This window comes from Bremerella sp. JC817, assembly GCF_040718835.1.
Classification (GTDB): domain Bacteria; phylum Planctomycetota; class Planctomycetia; order Pirellulales; family Pirellulaceae; genus Bremerella.
In genome coordinates this window covers 751,465-775,651 of the sequence record NZ_JBFEFG010000280.1, presented here as the reverse complement: position 1 = coordinate 775,651, position 24,187 = coordinate 751,465, and the positions used below count along the sequence as shown (strand labels likewise).

The window sequence follows — 24,187 nt, the reverse complement described above, 5'->3', positions numbered from 1 at the left end:
TGCTATTTTAGACCAAAATTGGTTTCGCGTCTTTGTTCATGTAAGTCGTTGTATGCAGGAAACTTCGCCCCCATCCAAAGTCGGCATGCCCAAGTCTCACGGCATGTGCGCGTTGATCTGCTTCGCGGGAGCAATGATTACCTGCTTGAACTGGCCGACTCCCGCCCCTCAGCATGGGTCGGTGTTCGTTCCGGCAATGATGATCTGGGGCGTCGCTTCGCTGTTTCAGTTTTTGCTGGCGGCTGGTCATTTACGTACTTCGATTCTCGATCATCAGCATCTGCTCAGCAACGGTCGTCTCGAACGCCAGGGCGATCTCGGCTGGATTGTCGCGAACGTGGTCGTGCTGCTAGTGGTCGCGATGTTCTATGCCCGCCAGGCTGATTCGATTCCGGTGCTGGCAGGCCAGATGCCGACGCTCGTTTCGTTGCTGGTGACCAACCTGATTTCGCTGGTGATCTGGAGTATTCGCTGGAGTGTGATGAATCGCGCCCCGAAGTCCTCTCCCTAACCCCATCCCCAATGCCATGAATGCTCGTCTTTCGCTGCTGCTGGTCGCGTTGTTTTCCGTAATCGCTTCCACGGCTGGCTGCCGACCAGGGGCATCGCAGGAAGTGGTCGTCTACACGGCGCTCGATCAGGAATTCTCTGAAGGTCACTTCGACGCTTACGAGAAAGCAACCGGCGTCGAAGTGGTTCCAAAGTTCGATACGGAAGCCAACAAAACGGTCGGACTGACCGAAAAGCTATTTGCTGAGAAAGATCGCCCCCGGGCCGATCTGTTCTGGAACAACGAGATATTGAACACGCTTCGGCTCGATAAGGCAGGCCTATTAGAGGCTTACGAGCCAGAGCATCTCGATCAGTACCCGGCCGAGTTCCGCTCGAAGAACGATACCTGGTTCGGGCTGGCGGCTCGGGCTCGGATCTTGCTGGTGAATACTGAACTGCTGACCGAGGAGAATCGACCGACATCGATCTTCGATCTGACGAAGGATGAGTGGAAAGGCCGAGGGGGCTATGCGAAGCCACTGTTTGGTACGACCGCCACGCATGCCGCGGTGTTGTTTTCGGAGCTTGGTGACGAGAAGGCCGAAGAGTTCTTCTCAACCCTCGCGATCAATGCCCGGATGTACCCTGGCAACAAGCAAGTCGCCCAGGCAGTCGCCAGTGGCCAGATCGCATTCGGTCTGACTGACACCGACGATGCGATTGTCGAGATCGAGTCGGGACGTCCGGTGGCGATTGTTTACCCGGATCAGCAGGAAGGAGAACTCGGCACGCTGTTTATCCCCAACACGCTGGCGATCATTAAAGATGGCCCCAACCCCGAGTCCGCGAAGAAGCTGGTCGATTACCTGTTGTCGGCCGAAGTCGAAACGGCGCTGGCCAACGGACCGAGTGCCCAGATTCCGCTGAACACGACCGTCGAGATTCCATTGAGGATTGAATCCCCGCAGACCATCCGCCCGATGTCGGTCGATTGGGATGCGGCAGTCGATCATTGGGAGCCTGCCGCCCGGTTCTTGCGTCAGTCGATCCTGACGCGCTAGAAGTTCTGCATAGGCTTGGCTACCTGATGGGCAGCTTTAGAGAGCTCGGCGATGACGACGACGTGGCGTCTTCTTCGGTGGCCCATCTTCTGGCTCTTTCGCATCGCCATCTGCCGGGGTGTCGCGGCTATGAACCGGGCTGGTTTCGACCGAAGTCTTCACGTATGGATCGAAGCCTTCCATTTCGTCGCGGATCAACAGCTTGTCGATTCGCATTTCGATGCGGGTCAACTGGTTGCCTTCTTCCGGCGTCACGAAGGTGTAAGCGACCCCTTCTTTACCCATACGCCCGGTACGTCCCACGCGGTGGACGTAGTCGTCGGAGTACTCTGGCACGTCGTAGTTGATGATCAACGTCACGTCCGAGATATCGATGCCGCGGCCCACCACGTCGGTGGCAATCAGGATACGGTAGCGATTTGCCTTGAAGTCTGAAATCGTGCGGTTGCGGGCACCCTGGTGCATGTCGCCATGGATGCAGCGGACCAGTTTGGTCTTCTTCTGCAGCCGCTGGAACAACTTCTCGGTGCCCCGTTTGGTTCGGCAGAAGACAATCGCCTTGGTTGGCTGTTCGCGGCGTAGCAGTCGGATCAGCAGTTCCATCTTCTTCGGCCCGTCGACCGTGAAGTAATGCTGCTCGATCGTGTCGGCCGAGATATTGGTTGGCGAGAAGTCGACTTTCACCGGGTCTCGCATGTAGCGGTTCGCCAGACGCTCGATGGGGGGCGGAACGGTCGCGCTGAGGAGCATCGTCTGACGATCGTCTGGGCAGCGACGCAGAATCTTCTCGATGTCTGGTCGGAAACCGATATCGAGCATCCGGTCAGCTTCGTCTAGCACCACCACCGAGAGATGATCGAGTGCCAGCGAGTTGCGGGTCATATGATCGATCACGCGACCAGGCGTACCAACGACGATCTGTGGGTGGCGTTTCAGCTTGTCCATCTGTCCGCGGATCGGCTTACCGCCATAGATCGCAACGCACTGAACCCCCATCCCCTTGGAAAGCTTGGTGAGTTCGTCGCGGACCTGAACGGCCAACTCTCGGGTTGGCACCAGAATCAAGGCGTGCGGACCTTTTCCCTCGGGCAGGGTCTCGATGATTGGAATACCGAAGGCGGCCGTTTTCCCGGTACCGGTTCGGGCCTGGCCAAGAACGTCTTTGCCTTCCAATGCGATCGGAATCACGCCCGATTGAATCGGCGAGGGAACCTCGTAACGCGCTTCAGCCAGAGCGGCGAGCATATTCTTCGAGAGATTGAGGTCGGAAAATCGCTGTGTGGGGGAATCTTCGGGGGTCGACAAGGTACTGAGCCGTTTCTGAAATGTCAGCCAAGAGGGGCGTATCCGTCGCTGCTTGAGCTGGCCAACAGGGATCCGATGTTGGTCTTAAGTCGCGGGTACGCGTCTTTTTCTCTGCCGGACGCCCCGACAGAGGTAGGTGTTTCACAAATCTACAAGCCCTAACAATAATGCAGAAACAGTGATAGGACAATCGAGCGAGGGGCTTAAACGTTGCGGAAGAGCGCAAACAAATAGGCCGAACCTCTGGCTCGTTCTTAATGAACGGGACAAAGGTCCGGCCTTTCTCGTCGTTATCATCGAGGCCGCCCCGGGGGGACTCGGTCGAAGAAAGTACCAAATGGCCGAACTGGTAGGTTCGGCCGTTCGCCTTAGGTGGCTGGAGTTGCCGGAGCAGCAGCGGCCTTCTTGGTGGTCTTCTTCTTTGCGGTCTTCTTGGCAGCCTTCTTTGGCGAAGCCTTCTTCGCAGCAGCCTTCTTCACCGTCTTCTTAGCGGCCTTCTTTGGCGAGGCCTTCTTGGCGGCAGCCTTCTTGACCGTCTTCTTCGCAGCAGCCTTCTTCGGCGAAGCCTTTTTGGCTGGTGCTTTCTTGGCGGTCTTCTTCGGTGCAGCTTTCTTCTTGGTTGCCATCGTTCCGTGGGCTCCTCAAGAGTTCGATGCCCGGGTTCGTTTAAGAGAGTTCTTTTGGGGCATCACAAAAGGACTCTCGAATCTGCTTAGGCAGTTATGCCGATCCCGCAACCGAAGTCGTGGGAGTGAACATCCATTTCAATCCGTCCGAATGCATGGCAGATTCGATTGGGGAGGAAACGACCCAGGGTCGATTCACCCCTTCTTCGACTCGGCATCCTCGGGGGAATTTCAAGCCGACGTTTTTCGTTGGAAGGCTTGTTGACTTGGCTCTGAAAATCATTGAGCGAATCAACACAGCGAACGAAAAACTTCATCTCGCAAATTGAATCAACTTTGCCTTTCTTTCGTCAAGGTGAATTATCGAACCTCGAATCGAATTTGTTCAGAAAAACTTCAGCGACTGACGCACACTTCGTTGAAAAAACTTCCGCGCGCTTCCAACGATGCTTCGCTAAAGGATCTCGCGCACCTCTGCGGCGATGGTGGTCGCGATAAAGGTCGTCGCCCTTTAGACTGTAGATGGACCTGATTGTTTTCCCTCGTTCACCTAGTGCGAAAGTGATACCCATGTCGGATCGTTTAAATGCCGTTCTCAGTGGTTGGCTCGAAGGAGACCAGGCGCTAGAAGCATGGATCCAACGTGCCGAGGCGCTGCAATGGATTCTGAACGCCGAAGCACTGGAAATCTCGGGGATTTTGCGGTTTTTAGAGTCGGTTCCTCCCGAGATTTCCGACACCCAACGACGCTTCCTCGATCGTGTTTTGAACCTGCTGGCCATCCGTCTGCGGAAGTTCGACGAGCTCGATGAAGCGGACCTCGATCGCATCGTTTCAGCGCATCAGAAGTGGGGCGCGACGCATCGCATGGATCACCTTCTGTTGGCGCTTCTGGCGTCGCTTGGAAGTGAACCGGCACTCAAGCGCTTCGCCGAGTTGGTCGTTCAACAACCACCTGCCAATTCGAATGCAGCCACGATCGCTTTTGTTCCGCTTTTGCGTCAGGACGACATCGCGACCGAGACACTTTTTCCAAAACTGTTGGAAGCGCTGTCGCATCTCTCGGTCGCATCCCTCGTGCTCGACCTCGCCAATCAAATGGTGCGTCGTGGTGACATCGAACGTCATCCGGCTGCCGATCGTGTCGAAGCCTTGGGCGAATTGTTCGCCGGGCTGGTCGCGCGCCTCGGGAAGTTTGAAAACGAACCACCGACCGAGGTCAAAGACTTCGTCGCGGCCAAGGTCGCCGTCACCGAAGCGACCTCAATCGCACTGGCCATCTGCGATGCGTTCACCTTGATCGGCGACCAGAAGGCCGTTGGTAAACTGAAGTCCGCATTAGACTTAAAGCATCGCAAGCTTCGCTCGGAAGCCGCCATTTCGCTGGCCAAACTGGGCAACGAAGAGGGAAAAGAGCTGCTGGTCGAGCTGGCTGCCGAGCCCGTTTGTCGGCAGCGTGTGCTGGCCACCGCCGAGGAGCTGGACCTGCTGCCGAAGATCGCGGCCGAGTATCAAACCGAGCAAGCGAAGGTCGAAGGGGAGCTCGCTGCCTGGCTCTCGCTGGATACTCAGTTCGGGATGCCACCGCACGAGATTCATCAAATCGACACTCGAACGCTTGGTTGGCCTGGCTTCGAAGATCCCATCGAATGTCATCTCGTGCAGTATGCCTTTCACATGCCTGGCGGTACGTTCCAGAGCGTGGGGATCGTTGGGCCGGCAACGCAAAGCTTTGCCGTCGACCTGGCACCTTTGGGCCTGGCCGATGTCTACGCGGCCTTCGCTGGCTGGCAGGCCGAGCATCCCGAAGTGTTCGAGCTGGAGCCAGAACAGTGGCAGCCAAACCAGCTAGAACTGGTCAACAACCTTCGCCAACGGATCGAAGGTGAAGGATACGAGTCGCCTCAACCGGCGATGCTGGGCTTCTTCTTCGGCGATATTCGCCTGATCGCGGCCACCAAGCGCGAAGGTCAGCCTGGAACGGCAGTCGCGGATCTCCGCAATACAACGTTCTATCCAGCCGGAGAGAGCCGGCACCCGATCGGCCCACGCGAGGCATACTACGTCCATGTCGGTCGCGAATACATGCAGGCCTTCAATAAAGACCGCCCCGAGTGGGTTTCGTTGAACGAGAGCCTGTCCGAAGAAGAGGGCCAATCGCCGCCAGAAGCTTCTTAAGATGGCTCTGGCGGCCGCCCAATCAGTGTGGCAATCGCGGGGGACCTTCTCGGTCGAGGCGATTGCCACCTGAAAGCCGCAAATTAGGCGATCACCCGTTTGATGCCTTCGCACAAACGGTCGACGTTGGCTTCGCTGATCCCGGCGACGTTGATACGACCTGAGCCAACGATGTAGATGCTCATGTCGTTGCGAAGCTGATCGACCTGCATCTGATTCAGCCCCGAAAAGCTGAACATGCCCTTCTGGTTCTGGATGAACGAGAAGTCCTGATCGATGCCGCAGGCCGAGATCTTGTCGACAAACAGCTTGCGGATACCGTTGATACGATTACGCATGTGGGCGAGCTCTTCTTCCCACATGGTGTTGAGCGATCCATCGGTGAGCACCGTTTCGACAACCGCGGCACCGTGCGTTGGCGGATTCGAGTAGTTCGAGCGAATCACCTTCTTCATCTGGCTCAGTACGGCGGCAGCTTCTTCTTCGGTACCAGCGATGGCGGTCAACGCCCCGACGCGTTCGTTGTAGAGACCGAAGTTCTTGCTGAAGCTGCTGCAGATAAGCATTTCCTGACCAGGACGTGCCAGCTCGCGCAGGCCTCCGGCATCTTCGGCCAGGCCATCGCCGAAGCCTTGGTAGGCGAAGTCGAGCAGCGGGAGCAGTTCGTTCTCTTGAATCAGGTCACCGATCGCCTTCCACTGTTCTGGAGTCGGATCGATACCAGTTGGGTTGTGGCAACAACCATGCAGCAGAACGATATCCCCCTTCGTGGCACCCTTCAACGCATCCATCATGGCGTCGAAAGCCAGGCCGTTGGTCGCTTTGTCGAAGTAAGGATAGGTCTTCAGCGGCACACCAGCAGCCGTGAAGATGTTGGGATGGTTTGGCCAGGTCGGCTGGCTGAGCCACAGCGCGCGGCCAGGGAAGCTATCGGCGAGGAAGTCGCCAGCAACACGCAATGCCCCGGTCCCCCCGGGCGACTGTACGGTGACGGCTCGGTTCGAGGTGAGAACCTCGTGATCGGCACCGAAGAGCAGTTCGCGGACTGCCTTCGTGTAGCCAGGACGGCCATCGATGGGCAGGTAGCTTTTCGTGTTTTCGTTTTCCAGCAGTCGCTTCTCCGCTTCCTTAACACACTTCAGGACCGGCGTGACTCCCTTCTCGTCTTTGTAGACACCGACGCTCAGATTGATCTTTTCCGGGTTCGGGTCGTTACGGAAGGCTTCATTGAGCCCCAAGATCGAGTCCGGGGGAGCCGTTTGGACTTGCTGGAACATACACTTCCCAATGGGTAAGAGAGTTTCGGGGTGAAAAACGAGTTCATTTTACGAGATGCAATTCCGGTCTAATAGTTCGCCTGGGCTGTAGATAAGCCCCAAGTTCAGAAAAATGGCCAGGATTCTTGCCTCCCCCGCCACTTAGATGGGGTGAATTCGACGCCCAAACCAATCATAATGGTGAGCTTCACCCTTCCTTGCGAAGCCTGCCTGGTACGTTTCCTCGCCTTTACGTGGAACAAATCGTCCCCAAATCAGGAACGGCGTGCTGTCGACGCGATGCGTCTCAAGCCGTTGCATGGCACCGTCAGGAACTGATTTTTCGTATTTCGATTGGAAAGAACCTCGCAGATGGCAAGCTCGCGAACCGGGATCTGGCTGATTGGCGCCAAAGGCGGAGTCGCCACCACCTCGATTGTTGGTCTCCTCGCGCTGAAGAAAGGTCTGACCGAAAACGTCGGCCTGGTTAGCGAATTGGCTCAATTCTCTCATTTGGATCTCGCCAAGTGGGACGACATCGTTATCGGCGGCCACGAGATCCGCGATACCAGCCTGCTGGACGAAGCGTACAAGATGGTCTTCGAGAGCCGTGCGATCGATGGCCGCATGCTTGAAAAACTGAAAGACGACCTCGTCGCGCTCGATGCCAACATTCAGGAAGGCACCCTGATCAATGTCGGCAACATGATCGCCAGCCTGGCCGATCCCAAGCTGCGAGAAGTCCAAGAGACCCCACGCGAAGCGGTCGATCGCCTGAAGGAGCACATGGCCGACTTCGCCAAGGCGAACAACCTGGACAACGTGGTCGTGGTGAATGTCTCGTCGACTGAACCTTCGGTCGACGGTGACCAGTTCCCCGCGACCTGGAAAGAACTGGAACCACAACTGGCCGACGCCAAGTGCCCGCTGCCTGCCAGTTCGCTCTATGGCATCGCGACGCTGGAACTCGGTTACGTCTTCATCAATTTCACGCCATCGCTCGGCACCGCACTGCCGGCGCTCGACGATCTGGCGAAGATCAACAACACCTGCCACATGGGTCACGATGGCAAGACGGGCGAGACGCTCCTGAAGAGCACGCTCGCCCCGATGTTTGCCCAGCGGAACCTGAAAGTGATGAGCTGGGTCGGGCACAATATCTTCGGCAACATGGACGCCAAGGTGCTGGATGATCCGGAAAACAAGAAGACGAAGGCGGTCAGCAAAGATCGCTTGCTCAGCAAGATCTTCGGTTACACGCCACAGACCCTCGTCACGATCGAAAACATCGAGAGCATGGGGGACTGGAAGACCGCGTGGGATCACATCCACTTCCAAGGCTTCCTCGGCACGCCGATGGTCATGCAGTTCATCTGGCAAGGTTGCGATTCGCTGCTGGCCGCACCACTGGTGATCGACCTGGCTCGCTTCGGTGACCTGGCTCGTCGCACTGGGGCCACCGGGCTGCAGCCGCAACTGTCGTGCTTCTTCAAGTCGCCTTTGGGGACCGAAGAAAACGATTTCGGCCGTCAGTTTCTGATGCTGGAAAACTGGACCGAATCGCTCAAAGGCTAACCCTGCCTGAGGGCCGAGACTTTCGCGAGGTTCTCACTCCAAGAGACCTCGCTGGCGGAAGGTTCTCCTTTGAGCTGCGGCTCTCCTTCCGACCTGGTGAGCTGATAGATCCCCCAGATCGAGAGCAAGCTCAGCAGCACAATCAGCAGAGCATCTGGCTCGATCAGCGAGTACCGCTTCTGGGCCCGGTACAAGATCCCCATCGTTGCCACGCAGGTAAGCAAGATCACCGCGACGCCGGTCATGGCATGCACTGGATTGGCATCGGCCAGCAGCGACCCGTGCGAGTACAACGCGTCGACCGGCAACAGGATGGCAATGTTGAAGGTGTTGCTCCCCAGGATATTTCCGATCGCCATGTCGGCCGCACCGATCCGAACCGCCACGATCGTCGTCACCAATTCCGGCAAGCTGGTGGTCAGAGCCAGCAAGGTACTTCCGACGAACGTTCCACCCAGCCCGGTGATGTCGGCGATGCGATCCGCCACCGGTGCCAGGTAGCCTGCGGCGATGAAGATGACCACCGTCGTCGCCAGGTACAAGCCAATTGCAAAGCTCAGCGACATCGACTTCTCTTCAGCAACCTCTTCCGGCACTTCTTTAACCGTCTCGACCTTCTGGGCCATCTGCTGATCGAGATAAATCAGCCGCACCGAGAACAAGTAGAACACGGCACACAAGATCGGCCCCAACCCCAAGTGGCCGACGTGCAGCGGAATCCCGACGGCATCCCGTTCGAGCAAGAGAAACAGCACCACGATGGTGATCATCGCGATACTGACCATCGCCGACAACGCATGCGCCGCCGACATCGACGTGAACATCCGTGCCTTGGAATGAAACAGCAGATCGACAATTCCCAGAATCAACAGATTGAACAGCGAACTCCCCAGCACGTTGCCCAGCGTCATATCGACACCATGAGCACTATCAGGCAGACGCACCGCATTCACATTGATGGCGAACTCAGGCAAGCTGGTCGCCGCGGCGAGCAGCACCAGCCCAGCCAGCGAGGCCCCCATGCCAGACTTCTCGCCGATCACATCGGCTGCCTTCGCCATGAAATTGCCGACAAAGACAATCACGATGGCGAGTCCCAGAAAGATCAAACTTAATACGGCGAGTTCGCTGCCCATCAGACCTGCTTGTTATTCGTAGATTGGGAAAAACGTGTTGAAGGCAGCTTCGCAGAAGTCGCCTGGATCGTTGAAGCGCCGGTTCTGGTTCAAATCCGACAACTGCTGCATCTGATCGCCACTCAACTCGAAGTCGAAGATCTCGGCGTTATCTTCCAGATGCGCCGGGGAACTGGCCTTCGGAATCACAATCGTTCCTCGCTGAACGGCCCAGCGAAGCAGAACCTGGGCGGGCGATCGTCCTGTTTGCCGAGCGATCTGCTCGACCAAGTCATGCTTCATCAGCGATTCACTCGGCTGAGCCATGCCAAGGCTGTAATACGACTCGGCTCCGAACGATGAGAACGCGGTCACCGCGATCTCTTCCGTCGCGCAGTACCGCAGCAGCTTCTCTTGCGTCAGCAGTGGATGAAGTTCCACTTGCAAGACGCTCGGACGAATCCGAGCATACGACAACAAATCGCGAATCAACGAGACACCGAAATTACAGACGCCGATGCTTTTGACCAGGCGCGACTCCATCAACTGCTCCATCGCTTCCCAGGTCTCACGAATCGGAACCGGGTGCGGCACCAGCTTCGGCGGCGAAGCATTCGGATCGTAGAACCACTCTGGCGGGTAACGATCTTCAAACGGAACGAACTTCAGCGAGATCGGAAAATGGATCAGGTACAAGTCGACATAGTCGAGTCCCAGATCGCTGAGGGTCTTCTCGCACGCCGGGCGAACATGCTCGGCGGCATGGTAGGTGTTCCACAGCTTCGACGTGATCCACAACTGCTCGCGCGTCGCGATCCCTTCTTCCATGACCCGCCGCAGACCTTCGCCCACTTCTTTCTCGTTGCCATAATCGCAGGCGCAATCGAAGTGGCGATAACCAGCCTTGGCCGCAGCCACAATCACGTCGGCACAATGTGCCTTGTCGATCTTCCAGGTCCCGAGCCCCAATTGGGGCATCTTGGTCGCGTTGTTGAGTGTGATGGTGTTCATGGGGCTTCCAATACAAGCGAGGGTGTGGTCGGGGGCGTCGGTCACTATAACACATTCAGAATTGCCCCATAGAATGCCCCGGAAGGTGGAACGTTCCGCGTAACAGATCTTCATGCGACTAAGTCTTTGCTTCGATTCTCCCTCTCGACTTGCATGTCAGCGCTTTGCGGGCCAGAATCGTAGTATCTCGCCCAAATTGCCAAAACCAACGAAGGCCTTTCCTCCGGTGGTTTGGCTCCTTCCTTTACGCCCATCACGACCGTCTTCCATCGACGAGGTAGCTTGATGTTCGCCCGAATCGTTCTTACCGCTTTGCTCGCACTGACCAGTGTTGGCCTGTTTGCACAGCCAGCCCTCGCGATTCCCTATTTCTGGGAAGTCTTCGCCGAGAAGTACGTGCCAGCCGATCCGAAGGAAGAACCTGCCAAGCAGTTCGCCTCGGCCGCGTCGTCGTCCAAGTGCAACGTCTGCCATGTCGACGGAGAAAGCAAGAAGGTGCGTAACGCCTATGGCACCGCGCTCGACGAACTGGTCGACAAAGCCAACTTCGGCAAAGACCGTCTCGAGAACGACAAAGAGAAAGCCAAAGAAGAACTGATCGCCGCCTTCGAAAAGATCGGCCCGATGAAGGTCGACGCCGGCAACGACAAATCGCCAACCTTCGCCGAGAACATTCAGGCCGGCAAGCTTCCTTCCGAGATCGCCATGGCCGAGCCGATGACGGAACCAATGGCCGAGCCAGCCCCTGCCGAATCCCCAGCGGCTGGAATCGCCCTCGATCAGGCTGCCATCGACAAACTGAAGGCCGAGATCAAAGCGGAAGTGAAAGCAGAGCTCGCCACCGAACTTCGCAAAGGCCTGGCCGATGCGATCAAGGTGCAGTTGCAGGTCATCGAAATTGTAAAAGCCAATCCGCTGGCACCAGTCGACGATGCCGCCGAAGAAGAAGCGATCAAGCAGATCGTGGCTCGCGGTGGCCGTGTGAATGTGCTCTCGCAGAACTCGGACGAGAAAGTCGTTTCGTTCCATCTGAGCGACAAGCCAATCGACGACCAGGCTTTGGCTTTGGTGCGTCAGCTTCGTAACGTTGTCGAAATCAATGCTCGCGGAACCGCCGTGACCGACGAAGGGGTCAAGCAACTGGTCGGCCTGCCGAACCTGCAGCGTTTGAATCTGGCCAAGACCAACGTCACCGATGCGGCACTGATTTACCTGGTGCCGCATACGAAGCTTGAGTATCTGAACTTGTATGGCACGAAGGTCACCGACCAGGGGATCGATGTGCTGGCCAACCTGGTAAACCTGAAGAATCTGTACCTGTGGCAAACGGGGGCCACGCCAGAAGGCGCGGAAGAACTCGAATCGCAGTTGACCGGGCTGGAAGTGAACCTGGGGAGCTAATCCCCTGCCCGTCCTTCAGAAAGCGGCACCCGGTTAGTCGGCTTCCGGGTGCAAACGAGCGTAAGCCTCGTCCGCCCAGGGCGAGTCAGGGTTCAGCTCTAAGCACTTCTCCCAGTGCGTGGTCGCTTCCCGTTCGCGTCCCAGTTCGTCGAGGGTGCGAGCGAGATGGTAATGGGCGTCGCAGTAGTCGTCGTACACTTCGATCGCCTGGCGAAGAGCCGAGACCGCTTCGACCAGGCGTCCCGTTTCTGCCAACACGCAGCCAAGGTTTGCCCGGGCCTCGATCATGTCGGGCTCGAGCTCGATTGCGGTGTGGTAACGCTCGATCGCTCCGTCGAGATGTCCGGCACGATAAAGCAATTCGGCCAGGCGGAACGAACGATCGGCGCTCGGGCCACCAATCGACAAGGCGGAACGCATGCAGCGAATCGCCTCGTCCAGTTGTTCGTCGTCTTCGTAATCGGCTGCCCGTGATTCCCACTGGTTGGCGGTCTCGGGTAACTCTTCACTCGGGTCGACAATCGAGAACGTATCGGTGAAGTCGTCTTCGCGATCGAAATCGAATCGCATCTGTCCGCCTGGCTCGACCAGACCTTCCCCTTGCCGCAGCAAGATATCGCGTCCTTCGACCATTACCGAAAGCTGCACCAGCGGTCGCTGCACGTCAGGCAGGTATTCCGAGATCGCCGACAACTGCCGTTCGATCCGATCCGGCGACAACCCCGAGGCCAACATGGCGGCCAACTGCTTGGCGGTCGAGACTTCGCGATAGTCGAAGTAAGGAAGGCTGCGAACTTGCCGGGCCGGGACGATCAAACCGCGGCGATGCCAACGGCGAATGATCTGCTGCGGGACGCCCAACAGGTCGGACAGCATCGCGGGTGTGTACAAGCGATGCAGCTTCTGGTGAGGTTCGATCAGCCCCAGCCATTGCCACAAGGTGGTCTCGCTGATGAATTGCAGATCGCCGGAAGCTGCTTTCTCTTGAAGATCGGGCGAGATCGCCTGGTCGCCGATGCCAGTCAAATCATCTTCACCGAAGACAACCACATCGACCCGGTCGTCCAGCTTCTCGGAGGGATGGGCACCTGCTTCGCGTAGCGCGGTGAAGACCTCGCGGCGCGTCATTCCGGCCAGCTTGCCAACAATGGCAACTCGCTTTCCCGACAGGTCGCCGGTTTCATTTCGATTGGCCGAATCCGTTGCCACGTCCTACCATCCCACGCATCAGGCCGTCGACCTGGTCCCCGTCGCGGGAAACTAGCGTCGCTCAAACCCCTTCATGTATTGCGTTTAGCCTACTGGAATGAGGCCCTGCGGACTAGGCCAGAGGGGGGCCGCAACCTTGTTTCCAGGCCGAAGATGGGTTAGTTATGAAGCACTAGATCTCTCTTTCCCTTGCGAGCTCGCAATGCATCGAATCCCTGTCCGCATCCTGCTTCTCGTACTGGCACTAGCGACGCCAGCATCGGCAGCCAACAACTACAACGTGCTGCTGATCGCCGTGGATGACTTGCGGCCCGAGCTTGGTTGCCTCGGTCGAACCCCGACGGTTACCCCGTCGTTGGATCAGCTGGCAGAGCAAGCGGTCGTATTTAGGAACCATTTCGTCCAAGTTCCGACCTGCGGAGCTTCGCGTTATGCCCTGTTAACCGGTCGTAGTCCCGGGCATTCCAAGGCCCTGGGGAACGAGGCCCTCTACAGTGGCAAGACGGCTCTTTCCGCAGAGAAGCTGCCAGGAGCCCAGTCGTTGCCGGAACTGTTTCGCCGGAGTGGCTATCACACCACCTTGATTGGCAAGGTCTCGCACACGGCCGATGGCAAGGTGTACGCCTACAACGGCAAAGGAGATGGACGCGACGAAGTGCCGCATGCGTGGGACGATCTGGCGACACCTTATGGTCCCTGGAAACGAGGCTGGGGAGTCTTCTTCGCTTACGCCGACGGCAAGCATCGCGAAGATGGCCAAGGGCATCACGATCTGATGCAGTTCACGGTAGAAGAGGACTCGGACCTGCCCGATGGCATGTTGGCCGACACGGCGATCGAAAAGCTGAAAGCGTATCAACAGAACGGTAAGCGATTCTTCATGGGGCTGGGACTGATCAAGCCCCACCTGCCTTTCGTTGCCCCGAAGCAAGACTGGGAAGCGGTCGATGCGATGCAGATCGAACCCGCTCCTAACGCTGCCCGCCCTGAAACCAAGTATTGGCAGAACTCTGGTGAGTTTTACAAGTACAATGCTCCTTTCCCCAAGTCGCGACCGCTGGCGAAAGAAGATCAGGTCACCGCTCGCAAAGCGTACCTGGCATGTGTCCGATATACCGACCGGCAGATTGGAAAAGTGCTGAAAGCCCTCGACGAAACCGGCCTGGCCGACTCGACGATTGTAATCGTCTGGGGCGATCATGGCTGGCATCTCGGCGAGAGCGCCGTCTGGGGTAAGCACACGTCGCACGAACGTGCCTTGAACAGCCCGCTGCTGATTCGGGTGCCAGGGGTTACCGATCAGGGGGCAATCACGGAAAGCCTGGCCGAAACGCTCGATATCTACCCGACGCTAGTCGATTTGTGCGAACCTTCTTTTCAGCAGACGGTACATCCGCTCGATGGGACCAGCCTCGGGCCGATTCTTCGTCAGCCAAAAGCAGCGGTTCGAGATGTTGCGATCAGCTACTGGAACGGCAACCAGGTCAGTGTCAGAAATGCCGACTATCGGCTGATCTTCCGCCGCAAGGGAGATAGCCCCACCGATTTGGAACTGTACGATATGCATCAGTCGCCGGACCCACTAAAGAACCTGGCGGATGAGAAGCCAGAAGTTGTCTCGACGCTGCTATCTGCAGTGCAGGATGCGTTGCAACCATGAAATTGCCGATTGACCTCCACTTTCTGCGTCGCCCTTTTGAACGGCGAACTCCCCCAGGCTCGGCCCCAGGTACGGCGGCCCAGCCTGATGAGGAACTGCACAGCCACATTCATCTGATCGCATTCGGCCCCAACGATTTCGAAGAGGCAGAGATCCGCGATGCCGACGATGTCCGGGCATACCTCGGCAACTACGACATCACGTGGATTCATGTGCATGGCCTAGGCGACACCTCGCGGCTGAGGCAACTGGCGTCGATGTTCGACCTGCATCCGCTGGTTTATGAAGACATCTTGCATCCACACCAGCGCGCGAAAGCGGAAGAGTACGAAGACTACGCCTTCCTTGTGGTTCGCATGGTGGAAGTCGATCCGCGTCTCGATACGCGGCAGCTTAGTATGGTGGTTGGCGACAACTACATTTTAAGCGTGGAAGAAGCAGGCCCCCACGATCGACTCGAGCCGGTCCGGACACGTTTGCGGAAGTCGATCGGCAAGATTCGTCAGATGGGGCCCGACTATCTTTCGTATGCCTTGATGGACTCGGTCATCGATCACTACTTTCCGGTGGTCGAATCGTTCGGCGACCGGCTCGATGAAATCGACGATCCGCTGGCGGCCGGTTACACGACCAACCTCATTCCCGAAATCCAGCGGATCAGCAGCGACCTGCTCACCATCCGCCGGAACCTGCTTCCTCATCGTGAAGCGATCCGCAACCTGATGGCCTTGAGCTTCACCCGGTATACCGACAATACGTGCGTCTTCTTGCGAGACGCCGACGACCATATCTCGCAGCTTCTCGACGCGGTCGATACCTATCGGCAAATATGCTCGGACATGCGTGACTTCCACTTTGCCATGACCAGCCAGCGTGCCAACGAGGTGATGAAGACCCTGACCATTATTGCCACCGTGTTCATTCCGCTGAGCTTCATCGCCGGGGTTTATGGGATGAACTTCTCCGATATGCCGGGGCTCAATTCGCAATATGGTTACGAGGCCTGCCTCGGGCTGATGGTCTGTGTGGCCGGGGTGCTGATGGGGTGGTTCTATAGTCGCGGCTGGTTTCGTGGGTGAACCGTTGCAACCGTCGTCGGAGAATAACAGAGACAAACCAGCAGAAAGCGGGGGAAGTGAGACTTTTCCCGTCGATTCTGGCCAATTTTGACGGTTCCCTTACGAAAGACTTTCGGCCGAAAAAGGTCCCTCACCTCTGTTGAGGGGGATGAAAAGCGATTAATCTGGGACGAGTCCTCGTCTTTCAGCAAACCGGTGCGGTAAACTGAAAAGAACTCGTCTGACGGCAACAGCAACGCAAGCCGCCCCTGCAAGGATAGAGAAGCTCCTCGATGGTAGCTCCGTGGAACACTGAGGCAATCGACTCGCAATTTAAGGTCGTGACGCCGGAAAACATCGCGTTCAACTACCAGGTCGCGGGACCATTCCGTCGGTTGCTTGCCTTCCTTCTCGATCTGTTCATTCGCCTGGCGGTGGTGGTCGCGTTCTTCATCTTGCTGGGTGTTCTGGGCGTCGGCAACGCTTTCGTTCAGGCAGGCCTCGGCGACTTGATGATGGCCCTGGGAACGTTGGCCGTCTTCTTCTTCAACTGGTTCTACATGGCCGCGTTCGAGTACTGGTGGAACGGTACGACGCCTGGCAAACGCTTGCTGAACCTGCGTGTGACGACCGACGAAGGGGAGCCGATCAATCTGTTTCAATCCGCCGTGCGAAACTTGTTTCGTTACGTCGATATGTGGCCGATGGTGCCGCTGCCGTTTGCCTGGATGCGCGAGCAGATGACCGCCGATCCGATTGTGGTCACCTTTCTGTTTGCTTTAATCGTGCCGATCTTCAACAACCGCTTCCAGCGTATTGGCGACCTGATCGCCGGAACGATGGTGGTGATCGAAGACCGTTCGTGGCTGATGAAGGTCGCCAAGATCGAAGACGATCGGGCCCGCTTGCTGGCGGACTATATTCCTCCGAACTTCGTCGCCCCACGCAGCATGGTCAAAGCGGTGGCAACGTACGTCGAACGCCGCCGCTACTTCACCACCGCGCGACGCCGCGAGATCGCCCGGCATCTGGCCGAACCGCTGCTGGAAAAGTTTGGTCTGCCAGACGATACCAGCTACGATTTACTTCTGTGCGCCTTATATTACCGCACGTTCCTGTCGCGTCACTCGTCAGACGGGGTGCGGGATGATGGTCAATTGCTGCCAAATCCAGAGCAACGTTCTCCGTATGAAAACGCCTCGGACAAACCTCCGGTAAGCGTCAGCTAAAGGAACACCCCGTTGAAAGTTGCCCAACTAATCGAGAAACGCCGTGTGCATTGGCAAGAGCTAGAGAATCTCTGCGCTCAGATGTCAAGCTCGCGTAAGAAGTCGATTGGTGCCCGCAACATTGCTCGATTCGCGGCACTCTATCGGGCCGCTTGTGCCGACCTGGCGTTGGCCGACAGCTATCAACTTCCGCCGAACATCGTCGACTACCTACACAAGTTGGTCGGTCGCGCTCACGGGCAACTCTATCGCAGCCAGCGGGTCGACTGGTCCAAGGTGGGCGACATTCTCTTCCGCCAGATCCCGCGCGAGATTTTCAACGACCGCTGCGTGCAGCTAACGTTCTGGATGTTCTGGACCGTCTTCCTGCTGACCGGCTTCATGGCGGCTCACCCCGATCGCTTCCCCAATTTTGCGGCAGAAATCGTCGGGGCCGAAGCGCTCGACATGTACGAGCAGATGTACGCCGATGCTCCCAGCAGAAGCGGTGGCCCGACCGCCGCTGGCGCGGCGTTCTATGTCGAGCACAACACCAGCATCGGCATCAAATGTTTCGTCGTCGGGATCACCGTGATCGGTGGGATCTGCGTGCTGCTATTCAACGCGGCGACCCTGGGGGCGACGTTCGGCTACATGGCCAGCCCCAGTGTGACGCCTGAGACAAGTCAACACTTCTTCGAGTTCGTCGCGGCGCATGGTCCGTTCGAGTTGACCGCAATCGTCCTGGCCGCCGGAGCTGGCTTGCGGATTGGCTTCTCGTTGATCAGTCCTTATCACAAAGAAGAAACCCTGCTGGAAGACGAAGTCCCCGCCGGGCAAGAGAGCCTGTACGACAAGTCGCGCCGAGTCGCTTACGAACGGATCGATTCGCTGCGGATGGGTGCCAAGCGAGCGTTGCCGGTGATGGGGGCTTCGGCCTGTTTGTTCATCCTGGCGGCGATGATCGAAGCCTGGATTTCTCCTTCGATTTTGCCCCAAGCGGCGAAGCAAACGATCGCGATCTTTTGCAGCGGGCTGCTGATGGTCTACTTTATCGTGCTTGGCTATCCACGAAGGGAATCTCGTGCAGCTCGATAAGACCAGAATTGCGATCCGCGAACGCGAACTGCTCGAGATCTACGATCTGGCATTGGTCGTGATGCGCGTCTATTGGTGGAAGATCGTTCAGGCGATCGCCATCACCGCGATTCCATTGACGTTCCTGAATGCGGCTTTGCTCTGGTCGATGGAACCAGACCTCGTGGTCGACGATACTGCCGGGGCATTTCTCGTTTACATGTGCTGCCTCATCTTTCTGGAAGCACCTCTGGCAGGTCTGCCAATCACCATGCTGCTGGGCGATGCCTTGTTTCACGACAAGCCCGACTGGCGTCGCATGGCGTCTGGTCTGTGGCCAGTGGTGCCGCGTGTGTTTTGGATTGTGGCCGTGCTGCGGGCAATCTTGCCTGGCATGGGGCTCGCGCTGATCGCCTCGTTTGAAGAAGACCCGGTCGCCGGAACGTTCCTCTTCTTCGCGTGCTGTTACGCTGGCATCCTCCGCGGAGTGCGACCCTACATCAGCGAAATCCTGGTGCTGGAACGCAATCCGGTCTTCTCGAAGAACAAAGACGCCATCACGGTCGGCCGACGTAGCTCGGCACTGCATCAACCCAACTTTGGCGACCTGATCATCCGCGCGATGGCCGCCGGTGCGTTCAGCGTGCTGCTGACTACCAGCGTGGTGATGAACGTGTTCGGTCTGCGTGGGTTTGTCTTTGGCGAATGGAACTGGAACGACATGTTCCTGTTCATCTGGTTTCCTTGCGCCTTGTGGCTGGTCGTCGCTTTCATGACCGTAGTCCGCTTCCTCTGTTATCTCGATCTGCGAATCCGCCGCGAAGGATGGGAAGTCGAACTGGTCTTGCGGGCCGAGGCCTCGCGTATGAAGGAGGTCGCCGGATGATTTTGACTTCCTTAATCCGCGTCACATTTGTGGTCCTTCTGTTGAGTTGCCTTTGCCAGGCAAGTTCCGCCCAGACGTTCGAGCGTTTGCTGGTCGATGGCGATCAAGCGATCGATCGCCCGGTCGAACAAGGTCGCGAGGCGCTGTCGCGATTGCCGCAAGCCAACTGGTACGACAGCGAGTCTGACAACCTCCGACGGCTGCCGATTCCGGGCGAGGCGAAGATGCCCGACTCGCAGCCAGGCACCCCCGTTAAACCGAAGCCTGCCAAACCGATCACACCCGCCGGCGGGGCTCCTTGGTTCTCCGGCATGGGCGACTTCTCGTTCGCATCGATCATCATGTACGGCATGCTGATCGCGGTCCTGGGTGCGATCAGCTACTTGATTTTCAACGCGATTCGTAATGGCTCTGCGGTTGCCTCGCGGTCGAAAGTGGAAGAGACTCCGCTGGAAGACACCACACGGCAAGTCGACCGCGTCGAGCACCTTCCCTTCGAGGTGAAGAAGAAAGATGGCAACCTCCGCGAAGAAGCTCGCCGCTGTTACGAAGCAGGCAACTTCAACGAAGCGATCGTCTACTTGTTCAGCTTCCAACTGCTCGAACTCGACAAGGGGCACGTGATTCGTCTGGCGAAAGGGAAGACCAACGGTCAGTACCTGCGTGAAGCAGGCCGCAATCGCGAACTGCGTCCGATCCTGCAGCAAACCATGAACGCGTTTGAAGATGTGTTCTTCGGGAACCGTGACCTCACACGTGATCGCTTTGAACGCTGCTGGGAACAGCTTCCCCGTTTCGATCAAACCTTAGCCGGAGGAACCGCTTGATGGCTCGTTTCCGGCATTTTCATTGGTTGTTCCTCCTACTAATCAGCACCGTCGTCAGCGGGTGCAGCGAGAAAGCAGAGATCCTGCCAACCGTTTACGGCAAGCGTTCCGGCGAGGCAGGAAGCAGCGTCAACGGTACCCGCGCCCTTTCCGAAATGTTCAAAGACGCAGGCTTCAGCGTTCGCAGCTACGGCGTCGTTTCGCCACGTATGCTTCGCTCCGACATCATCGTTTGGTTTCCGACCGACTTTAATGGTCCGGACGAAGACCTGCGGAATGCGATTTTGAACTGGATGGAAACAGGAGAAGCCCGAACGTTTGTGATCGTGGGGCGCGATTTCGACGCTTCGATCCGCTATTGGAGCGAAGTGATCGAAACGGTCGATGCCGATAAAAAGCTCGATGCGATGCGTCAACGAAGCCTGGCGATTGAAGACTTCGATCAGCTTCGTAACTACCAAACCGCGAAGAGTGACTACTACTTCTACCAGACCGATCGCGCCACGCCGCAGCGTGTCGTGAAGAACCTTTCCGGGCCATGGGCCGAAGAGATCGACGCCTCGAAGACGCGGATCGAACTGAACTCGAAGATGATCCCGGCGACGTACGATTCGATCTACGAAGAATACGACGAAGAGGACGAGAACGCTCCACCTTTTTACATGATCGAAGACCAAGAGGTCCTGCTCGCCGGTGATGGCGAACCGATCGCCGTTTGGATGGGGAGCGAATATAGCGACAGCCAGATCATCTTGATCAACAACGGTTCGTTCCTGTTGAACTTACCGCTGGTCAATCCGGAACATCGCAAGCTGGCCGGAAAGTTGATCAACGAATGCGATCTTTACTACGAAACCGAATCGGTCGCCTTCCTCGAAACGGATGGCCCTGTCCGCGTGCTCAACGCCGACGAATCGACCGACGGCAACACCGGCTGGGAGTGGCTTTCGAAGTGGCCGCTAAACCTGGTTGGCTTGCAGATGGCGTGGTGGTTGATCGTCCTTTGTTTCGCCTTGTACCCGATCTTCGGCCGGCCCAAACGATTGCCAGCGGCCGAGACATCCGACTTCAAGAAACATGTCGAAGCGGTCGGAGATTTGCTCCAGGCCACCGACGATCATGGTTATGCCCAACTCCGATTGCAGCAATATCATCAGGTTATGAAGGGAGACACCGTCTATCGCCGCTCGAAGACGCGACGCACCGACGGCAACTAGTTCCCCACTTCCCTGCCCTTACATCCTTTGAATATCACGAAGTAAGCCACGCGGCGTTAGTCACGATAAGCGAGCATCAATGAGTAGTCCTACGCCTGAAATTATCGAGTTCGCCTGTTCCGGATGCGGTAAGAAACTGCGTGTCGGTCAGGACGCGGTTGGCAAGAAGGCCCGTTGCCCCCAGTGCGATAACGTTCAGATCGTTCCTTCAGCGAGCGAAGCCGCTCCACAGGCTCCGGCGGAACCAGCCGCCGAGCCGCCGATCGTTTCCTCGGCCGAGGCCGACGATCAGTCTTACACCGGCAGCGTGTTCGACGCGATCGAGGGTTCGTCCGCACTCCCTCCTGCCCAGAGCGCTCCGTCGGTCGAACCACAGCGACCGGTCACTTCGCTCAAAGGACACCATTCGGACGACACGGCCTTTTCGGAAACGCGGGAATTGTTCCAGCGGATCACCGACGAGATCTCGAAGATCTACGTCGGTCAGGAAGAACTGGTTCTCGGCACGCTTGTTGCCTTGTTCAGCGGCGGCCATGTGCTGATTGAAAGTGCGCCAGGTCTCGGGAAGACGCTCTTCGTCCGCACGCTGGGCCGCGTACTTGGCTGTAACTTCGGCCGGGTGCAGTTCACCGCCGACTTGATGCCTTCCGATATCACGGGTGCTCCGTACTTCGACATGAAGGCGAACGAGTTCCGCTTCCGCCCTGGCCCGATCTTCACGCAGCTCTTGCTGGCGGACGAAATCAACCGCTCGCCTGCCAAGACGCACGCTGCCTTGCTGGAAGTGATGCAGGAATTTCGCGTGACGATCGATGGCACCAGCCACAAGATCGAACGACCATTTCTGGTGATGGCAACGCAAAACCCGATCGAGTCGGAAGGGACCTACAACCTGCCGGAAGCCCAGCTCGACCGATTCATGTTCAAGCTGAATCTCGACTATCCAAGCGAATTGGAAGAAGCGGAAATCTTGAAGCAGCACAGCCAGCAAGTCGATCTCGGCAAGCGGCTGGAAGAAGAACTGGAAGTGATCACCTCGCCCGAAAAGATCCTGGAAGTGACACGTCAGAACGGCGACGTGCTGATCGCCGACAAGCTGATCGACTATATCAACAAGATTGTCCGTCTGACGCGTACCTGGCCGCAGTTCCACCTGGGTGCTTCGCCCCGTGCCGGGATCACCCTGATGCAGGGGGCCCGCACGTTGGCCGCTTTCAATGGCCGTGACTATGCCGTGCCGGACGATGTCGTCCAGATCGCTTTGCCAGCGCTGCGTCACCGCGTGGTGCTTTCGGCGGAAGCGGAAGTGGAAGGCCATTCGGTCGACGAACTGCTGACGGAACTGATCCGTACGATCGAGGTGCCTCGTCTGTGATCTCGTTCTTCACTGACCTTTTCACCGGACTGTGGACCAACGTCCTCACCCAGCCGACGACCCAGTTGGTAGCCATGTTGCTGCCCTTGGCGATCCTTGCGCGCTGGTGGCGGACGACGCCCAGCATCTGGCTTGCGCTAACGTTCGCCGCCCTGATGCCGGTGCCGGTGATTGCGATCCTGTTGGCGGACGCCACCAGCCTATTGATCCCGATTCTGGTCATGATCGCGCTGGCGGCAGGTATCGGGATCTTCTCGTTCATTCAGTTTGTCGCGTATGCGGCGGGCTGGGATCGGTTTCAACTCAAAGCGGTTCCGTTCGGAAAGAGGATCTGGCTTGGCCTTTCGGCGATGGCCTTGCTGTCGATTTGCATCCTGGTCGTGTTCGCGACGGTCGGCAACTCGTTGACCTGGATCGCTTGGGTATTGGTTGGCTTGAACCTGGTGATCGCGCTAGTCGCCGCGATCGATCTGGCCAGTTTGCCAAACGCGAAAGACTTTCAAGTCGAACGCGAGACCTCGCGAATTGCCTCGCTGCTGAAGAAGCAGAAGGTGGTCCTGACGATCACCTACAAAGGACCACTCGCGCTGCACATGTTTGTCCGCGACGACGTCCCGCAGCAGTTCCAAGCCGTCCCGGAACAGTTCAGCTTGAACGCTGATCCCCGTAGCCGCACGACAGTCCACTACGAAATGGAACCGACCGAGCGGGGATCGTTCACGCTCGATCAGGTCTTTCTGCAAGTCGACAGTCGCCTGCGTTTCTGGAAGAAGATCGTCAAGCTGCCATGCCACGTGGCGATCAACGTCTATCCCGACATGAAGCAGTTGGCCGAATATGCCTTGCTCGCGCGAACCAATCGCTTGAGCCTTGTTGGTGTGCGTCGCACGCGAAAGGTGGGACAAGACCACGATTTCGAGCGTCTGCGTGACTATACCCGCGACGACAACTACAAGCATATCGACTGGCGAAGTACGGCCCGACGACGCCGCTTGACCGTTCGCGAGTTCCAAACCAGTCAGAGCCAACGCATCATCTTCATGGTCGACTGCGGCCGCATGATGACCAATCAGGCCGACGGGATCAGTCTGCTCGACCACGCGTTCAACGCGATGTTGATGCTCAGCTATGTCGCCCTGCGGCAAGGAGATTCGGTCGGAGCGATCTTGTTCTCCGACCGGGTACACAAGTACGTGCCGCCGAAGTCGGGCGCGAACCACATGAACCATTTACTGCACGCCAGCTACGATCAGTTCCCGAACCTGGTCGAGTCTCGCTACGACGAAGCGTTCATGCATTTGCGAACCAACTGTCGCAAGCGTTCACTCGTGGTGTTGATCAGCAACGTGATCGACGAAGTGAATTCGCATCAGATCGAACAATACCTCAGCACGCTGGTCGGGCGACATTTGCCGCTGGGCGTTCTGCTGCGAGATCATCGCTTGTTCGATGCGGCGGAAAATGAGAAGCCGTACGGGCCGGAACTATTCCGAGCCGCGGCCGCCGCCGAGATCCTGACATGGCGGCACCACGTGCTGACCGATTTGAGCCACAAGGGCGTGCTCGCGCTCGATGTCTTCCCAGAAGATCTGACGGCCAACCTGGTCAACCAGTACCTGGAAATCAAAGCGCGGCATCTGCTGTAAGCGA

At 57.5% G+C, this 24,187-nt stretch carries 20 protein-coding genes; 14 read left to right on the top strand and 6 right to left on the bottom strand.

Features of this window, described 5'->3' with window-relative positions; translation table 11 throughout:
* Positions 1-85: 85 nt before the first annotated feature.
* Together AB1L30_RS21575 and AB1L30_RS21570 are read left to right on the top strand one after the other, a co-directional pair.
* Positions 86-511: a hypothetical protein gene (locus AB1L30_RS21575; protein ID WP_367015879.1), complete on the top strand. Its 426-nt coding sequence runs from the start codon at positions 86-88 to the stop codon at positions 509-511.
* A 16-nt stretch (positions 512-527) separates the two neighbouring features.
* Entirely contained in the window at positions 528-1,553 is a 1,026-nt protein-coding gene (locus AB1L30_RS21570) for an extracellular solute-binding protein (RefSeq protein ID WP_367015877.1), read from the top strand.
* Positions 1,554-1,589: 36 nt separating this feature from the next.
* On the opposite strand, the gene AB1L30_RS21565 is transcribed toward AB1L30_RS21570, so the two are convergent.
* Both AB1L30_RS21565 and AB1L30_RS21560 read right to left on the bottom strand, forming a co-directional pair.
* The gene (locus tag AB1L30_RS21565; RefSeq protein ID WP_367015875.1) at positions 1,590-2,858 is read right to left on the bottom strand and encodes a DEAD/DEAH box helicase; all 1,269 of its coding nucleotides are present in this window, start codon (positions 2,856-2,858) and stop codon (positions 1,590-1,592) included.
* Between the two features lie 368 nt (positions 2,859-3,226).
* A complete protein-coding gene (locus tag AB1L30_RS21560) occupies positions 3,227-3,484 on the bottom strand; it encodes a hypothetical protein (RefSeq protein WP_345088869.1) in 258 nt (85 codons plus the stop codon).
* Positions 3,485-4,054: 570 nt separating this feature from the next.
* On the opposite strand from AB1L30_RS21560, the gene AB1L30_RS21555 reads away from it, so the two are divergent.
* Positions 4,055-5,662 carry a HEAT repeat domain-containing protein gene (locus AB1L30_RS21555; protein ID WP_367015873.1) on the top strand — a complete coding sequence of 536 codons (1,608 nt, stop codon included), beginning with the start codon at positions 4,055-4,057 and terminating at the stop codon, positions 5,660-5,662.
* 83 nt (positions 5,663-5,745) lie between these two features.
* Here AB1L30_RS21555 and AB1L30_RS21550 read toward each other — a convergent pair whose 3' ends face one another.
* Positions 5,746-6,939, bottom strand: a complete 1,194-nt coding sequence (locus AB1L30_RS21550; RefSeq protein ID WP_367015871.1) for an amino acid aminotransferase — start codon at positions 6,937-6,939, stop codon at positions 5,746-5,748.
* Between the two features lie 351 nt (positions 6,940-7,290).
* Between AB1L30_RS21550 and AB1L30_RS21545 the strand changes: the two genes are divergently transcribed.
* Positions 7,291-8,493 carry an inositol-3-phosphate synthase gene (locus tag AB1L30_RS21545; protein WP_367015869.1) on the top strand — a complete coding sequence of 401 codons (1,203 nt, stop codon included), beginning with the start codon at positions 7,291-7,293 and terminating at the stop codon, positions 8,491-8,493.
* On the opposite strand, the gene AB1L30_RS21540 is transcribed toward AB1L30_RS21545, so the two are convergent.
* Entirely contained in the window at positions 8,490-9,629 is a 1,140-nt protein-coding gene (locus AB1L30_RS21540) for a hypothetical protein (RefSeq protein ID WP_367015867.1), read from the bottom strand. The two genes, AB1L30_RS21545 and AB1L30_RS21540, sit on opposite strands and share 4 nt — an antisense overlap.
* A gap of 12 nt (positions 9,630-9,641) precedes the next feature.
* The gene (locus AB1L30_RS21535) at positions 9,642-10,619 is read right to left on the bottom strand and encodes an aldo/keto reductase (RefSeq protein ID WP_367015865.1); all 978 of its coding nucleotides are present in this window, start codon (positions 10,617-10,619) and stop codon (positions 9,642-9,644) included.
* A 285-nt stretch (positions 10,620-10,904) separates the two neighbouring features.
* Between AB1L30_RS21535 and AB1L30_RS21530 the strand changes: the two genes are divergently transcribed.
* On the top strand, positions 10,905-12,020 hold the full coding sequence (locus tag AB1L30_RS21530) for a hypothetical protein (RefSeq protein ID WP_367015863.1): 1,116 nt from the start codon (positions 10,905-10,907) through the stop codon (positions 12,018-12,020).
* A 33-nt stretch (positions 12,021-12,053) separates the two neighbouring features.
* On the opposite strand, the gene AB1L30_RS21525 is transcribed toward AB1L30_RS21530, so the two are convergent.
* Positions 12,054-13,229: a tetratricopeptide repeat protein gene (locus AB1L30_RS21525; protein WP_367015861.1), complete on the bottom strand. Its 1,176-nt coding sequence runs from the start codon at positions 13,227-13,229 to the stop codon at positions 12,054-12,056.
* Positions 13,230-13,431: 202 nt separating this feature from the next.
* Here AB1L30_RS21525 and AB1L30_RS21520 point away from each other — a divergent pair, with 202 nt between their 5' ends.
* The 9 genes from AB1L30_RS21520 (at position 13,432) to AB1L30_RS21480 (ending at position 24,183) form a co-directional block, all read left to right on the top strand.
* Positions 13,432-14,889, top strand: a complete 1,458-nt coding sequence (locus tag AB1L30_RS21520) for a sulfatase (protein ID WP_367015860.1) — start codon at positions 13,432-13,434, stop codon at positions 14,887-14,889.
* The gene (gene corA, locus AB1L30_RS21515; RefSeq protein WP_367015858.1) at positions 14,886-15,968 is read left to right on the top strand and encodes a magnesium/cobalt transporter CorA; all 1,083 of its coding nucleotides are present in this window, start codon (positions 14,886-14,888) and stop codon (positions 15,966-15,968) included. The genes AB1L30_RS21520 and corA overlap by 4 nt, the downstream gene beginning before the upstream one ends.
* A gap of 272 nt (positions 15,969-16,240) precedes the next feature.
* Positions 16,241-17,176, top strand: coding sequence for an RDD family protein (locus AB1L30_RS21510; RefSeq protein WP_367015856.1), 936 nt, complete (start codon positions 16,241-16,243; stop codon positions 17,174-17,176).
* A 12-nt stretch (positions 17,177-17,188) separates the two neighbouring features.
* Entirely contained in the window at positions 17,189-18,253 is a 1,065-nt protein-coding gene (locus AB1L30_RS21505) for a stage II sporulation protein M (protein ID WP_367015854.1), read from the top strand.
* Positions 18,240-19,118 (top strand): hypothetical protein, encoded by an 879-nt coding sequence (locus tag AB1L30_RS21500; RefSeq protein WP_367015852.1) that lies wholly within the window; start codon positions 18,240-18,242, stop codon positions 19,116-19,118. Before AB1L30_RS21505 ends, AB1L30_RS21500 begins: the two co-directional genes overlap by 14 nt.
* Complete coding sequence (locus AB1L30_RS21495; RefSeq protein ID WP_367015850.1) at positions 19,115-19,945, top strand: DUF4129 domain-containing protein; 831 nt, start codon at positions 19,115-19,117, stop codon at positions 19,943-19,945. Before AB1L30_RS21500 ends, AB1L30_RS21495 begins: the two co-directional genes overlap by 4 nt.
* The gene (locus AB1L30_RS21490; RefSeq protein WP_367015848.1) at positions 19,945-21,162 is read left to right on the top strand and encodes a hypothetical protein; all 1,218 of its coding nucleotides are present in this window, start codon (positions 19,945-19,947) and stop codon (positions 21,160-21,162) included. The genes AB1L30_RS21495 and AB1L30_RS21490 overlap by 1 nt, the downstream gene beginning before the upstream one ends.
* Positions 21,163-21,241: 79 nt before the next feature.
* A complete protein-coding gene (locus tag AB1L30_RS21485) occupies positions 21,242-22,537 on the top strand; it encodes a MoxR family ATPase (RefSeq protein ID WP_367015846.1) in 1,296 nt (431 codons plus the stop codon).
* Positions 22,534-24,183, top strand: a complete 1,650-nt coding sequence (locus tag AB1L30_RS21480; protein ID WP_367015844.1) for a DUF58 domain-containing protein — start codon at positions 22,534-22,536, stop codon at positions 24,181-24,183. The genes AB1L30_RS21485 and AB1L30_RS21480 overlap by 4 nt, the downstream gene beginning before the upstream one ends.
* Positions 24,184-24,187: the final 4 nt, after the last annotated feature.

Bases quoted from the DNA above. Each gene is read 5' to 3' on its own strand.
- AB1L30_RS21575 (WP_367015879.1), top strand. From the start codon at position 86: ATGCCCAAGTCTCACGGCATGTGCGCGTTGATCTGCTTCGCGGGAGCA.
- AB1L30_RS21550 (WP_367015871.1), bottom strand. From the start codon at position 6,939: ATGTTCCAGCAAGTCCAAACGGCTCCCCCGGACTCGATCTTGGGGCTC.
- AB1L30_RS21510 (WP_367015856.1), top strand. From the start codon at position 16,241: ATGGTAGCTCCGTGGAACACTGAGGCAATCGACTCGCAATTTAAGGTC.
- AB1L30_RS21560 (WP_345088869.1), bottom strand. From the start codon at position 3,484: ATGGCAACCAAGAAGAAAGCTGCACCGAAGAAGACCGCCAAGAAAGCA.
- AB1L30_RS21530 (WP_367015863.1), top strand. From the start codon at position 10,905: ATGTTCGCCCGAATCGTTCTTACCGCTTTGCTCGCACTGACCAGTGTT.
- AB1L30_RS21570 (WP_367015877.1), top strand. From the start codon at position 528: ATGAATGCTCGTCTTTCGCTGCTGCTGGTCGCGTTGTTTTCCGTAATC.
- AB1L30_RS21535 (WP_367015865.1), bottom strand. From the start codon at position 10,619: ATGAACACCATCACACTCAACAACGCGACCAAGATGCCCCAATTGGGG.
- AB1L30_RS21490 (WP_367015848.1), top strand. From the start codon at position 19,945: ATGGCTCGTTTCCGGCATTTTCATTGGTTGTTCCTCCTACTAATCAGC.
- AB1L30_RS21545 (WP_367015869.1), top strand. From the start codon at position 7,291: ATGGCAAGCTCGCGAACCGGGATCTGGCTGATTGGCGCCAAAGGCGGA.
- AB1L30_RS21520 (WP_367015860.1), top strand. From the start codon at position 13,432: ATGCATCGAATCCCTGTCCGCATCCTGCTTCTCGTACTGGCACTAGCG.
- AB1L30_RS21540 (WP_367015867.1), bottom strand. From the start codon at position 9,629: ATGGGCAGCGAACTCGCCGTATTAAGTTTGATCTTTCTGGGACTCGCC.
- AB1L30_RS21495 (WP_367015850.1), top strand. From the start codon at position 19,115: ATGATTTTGACTTCCTTAATCCGCGTCACATTTGTGGTCCTTCTGTTG.
- corA (WP_367015858.1), top strand. From the start codon at position 14,886: ATGAAATTGCCGATTGACCTCCACTTTCTGCGTCGCCCTTTTGAACGG.
- AB1L30_RS21555 (WP_367015873.1), top strand. From the start codon at position 4,055: ATGTCGGATCGTTTAAATGCCGTTCTCAGTGGTTGGCTCGAAGGAGAC.
- AB1L30_RS21485 (WP_367015846.1), top strand. From the start codon at position 21,242: ATGAGTAGTCCTACGCCTGAAATTATCGAGTTCGCCTGTTCCGGATGC.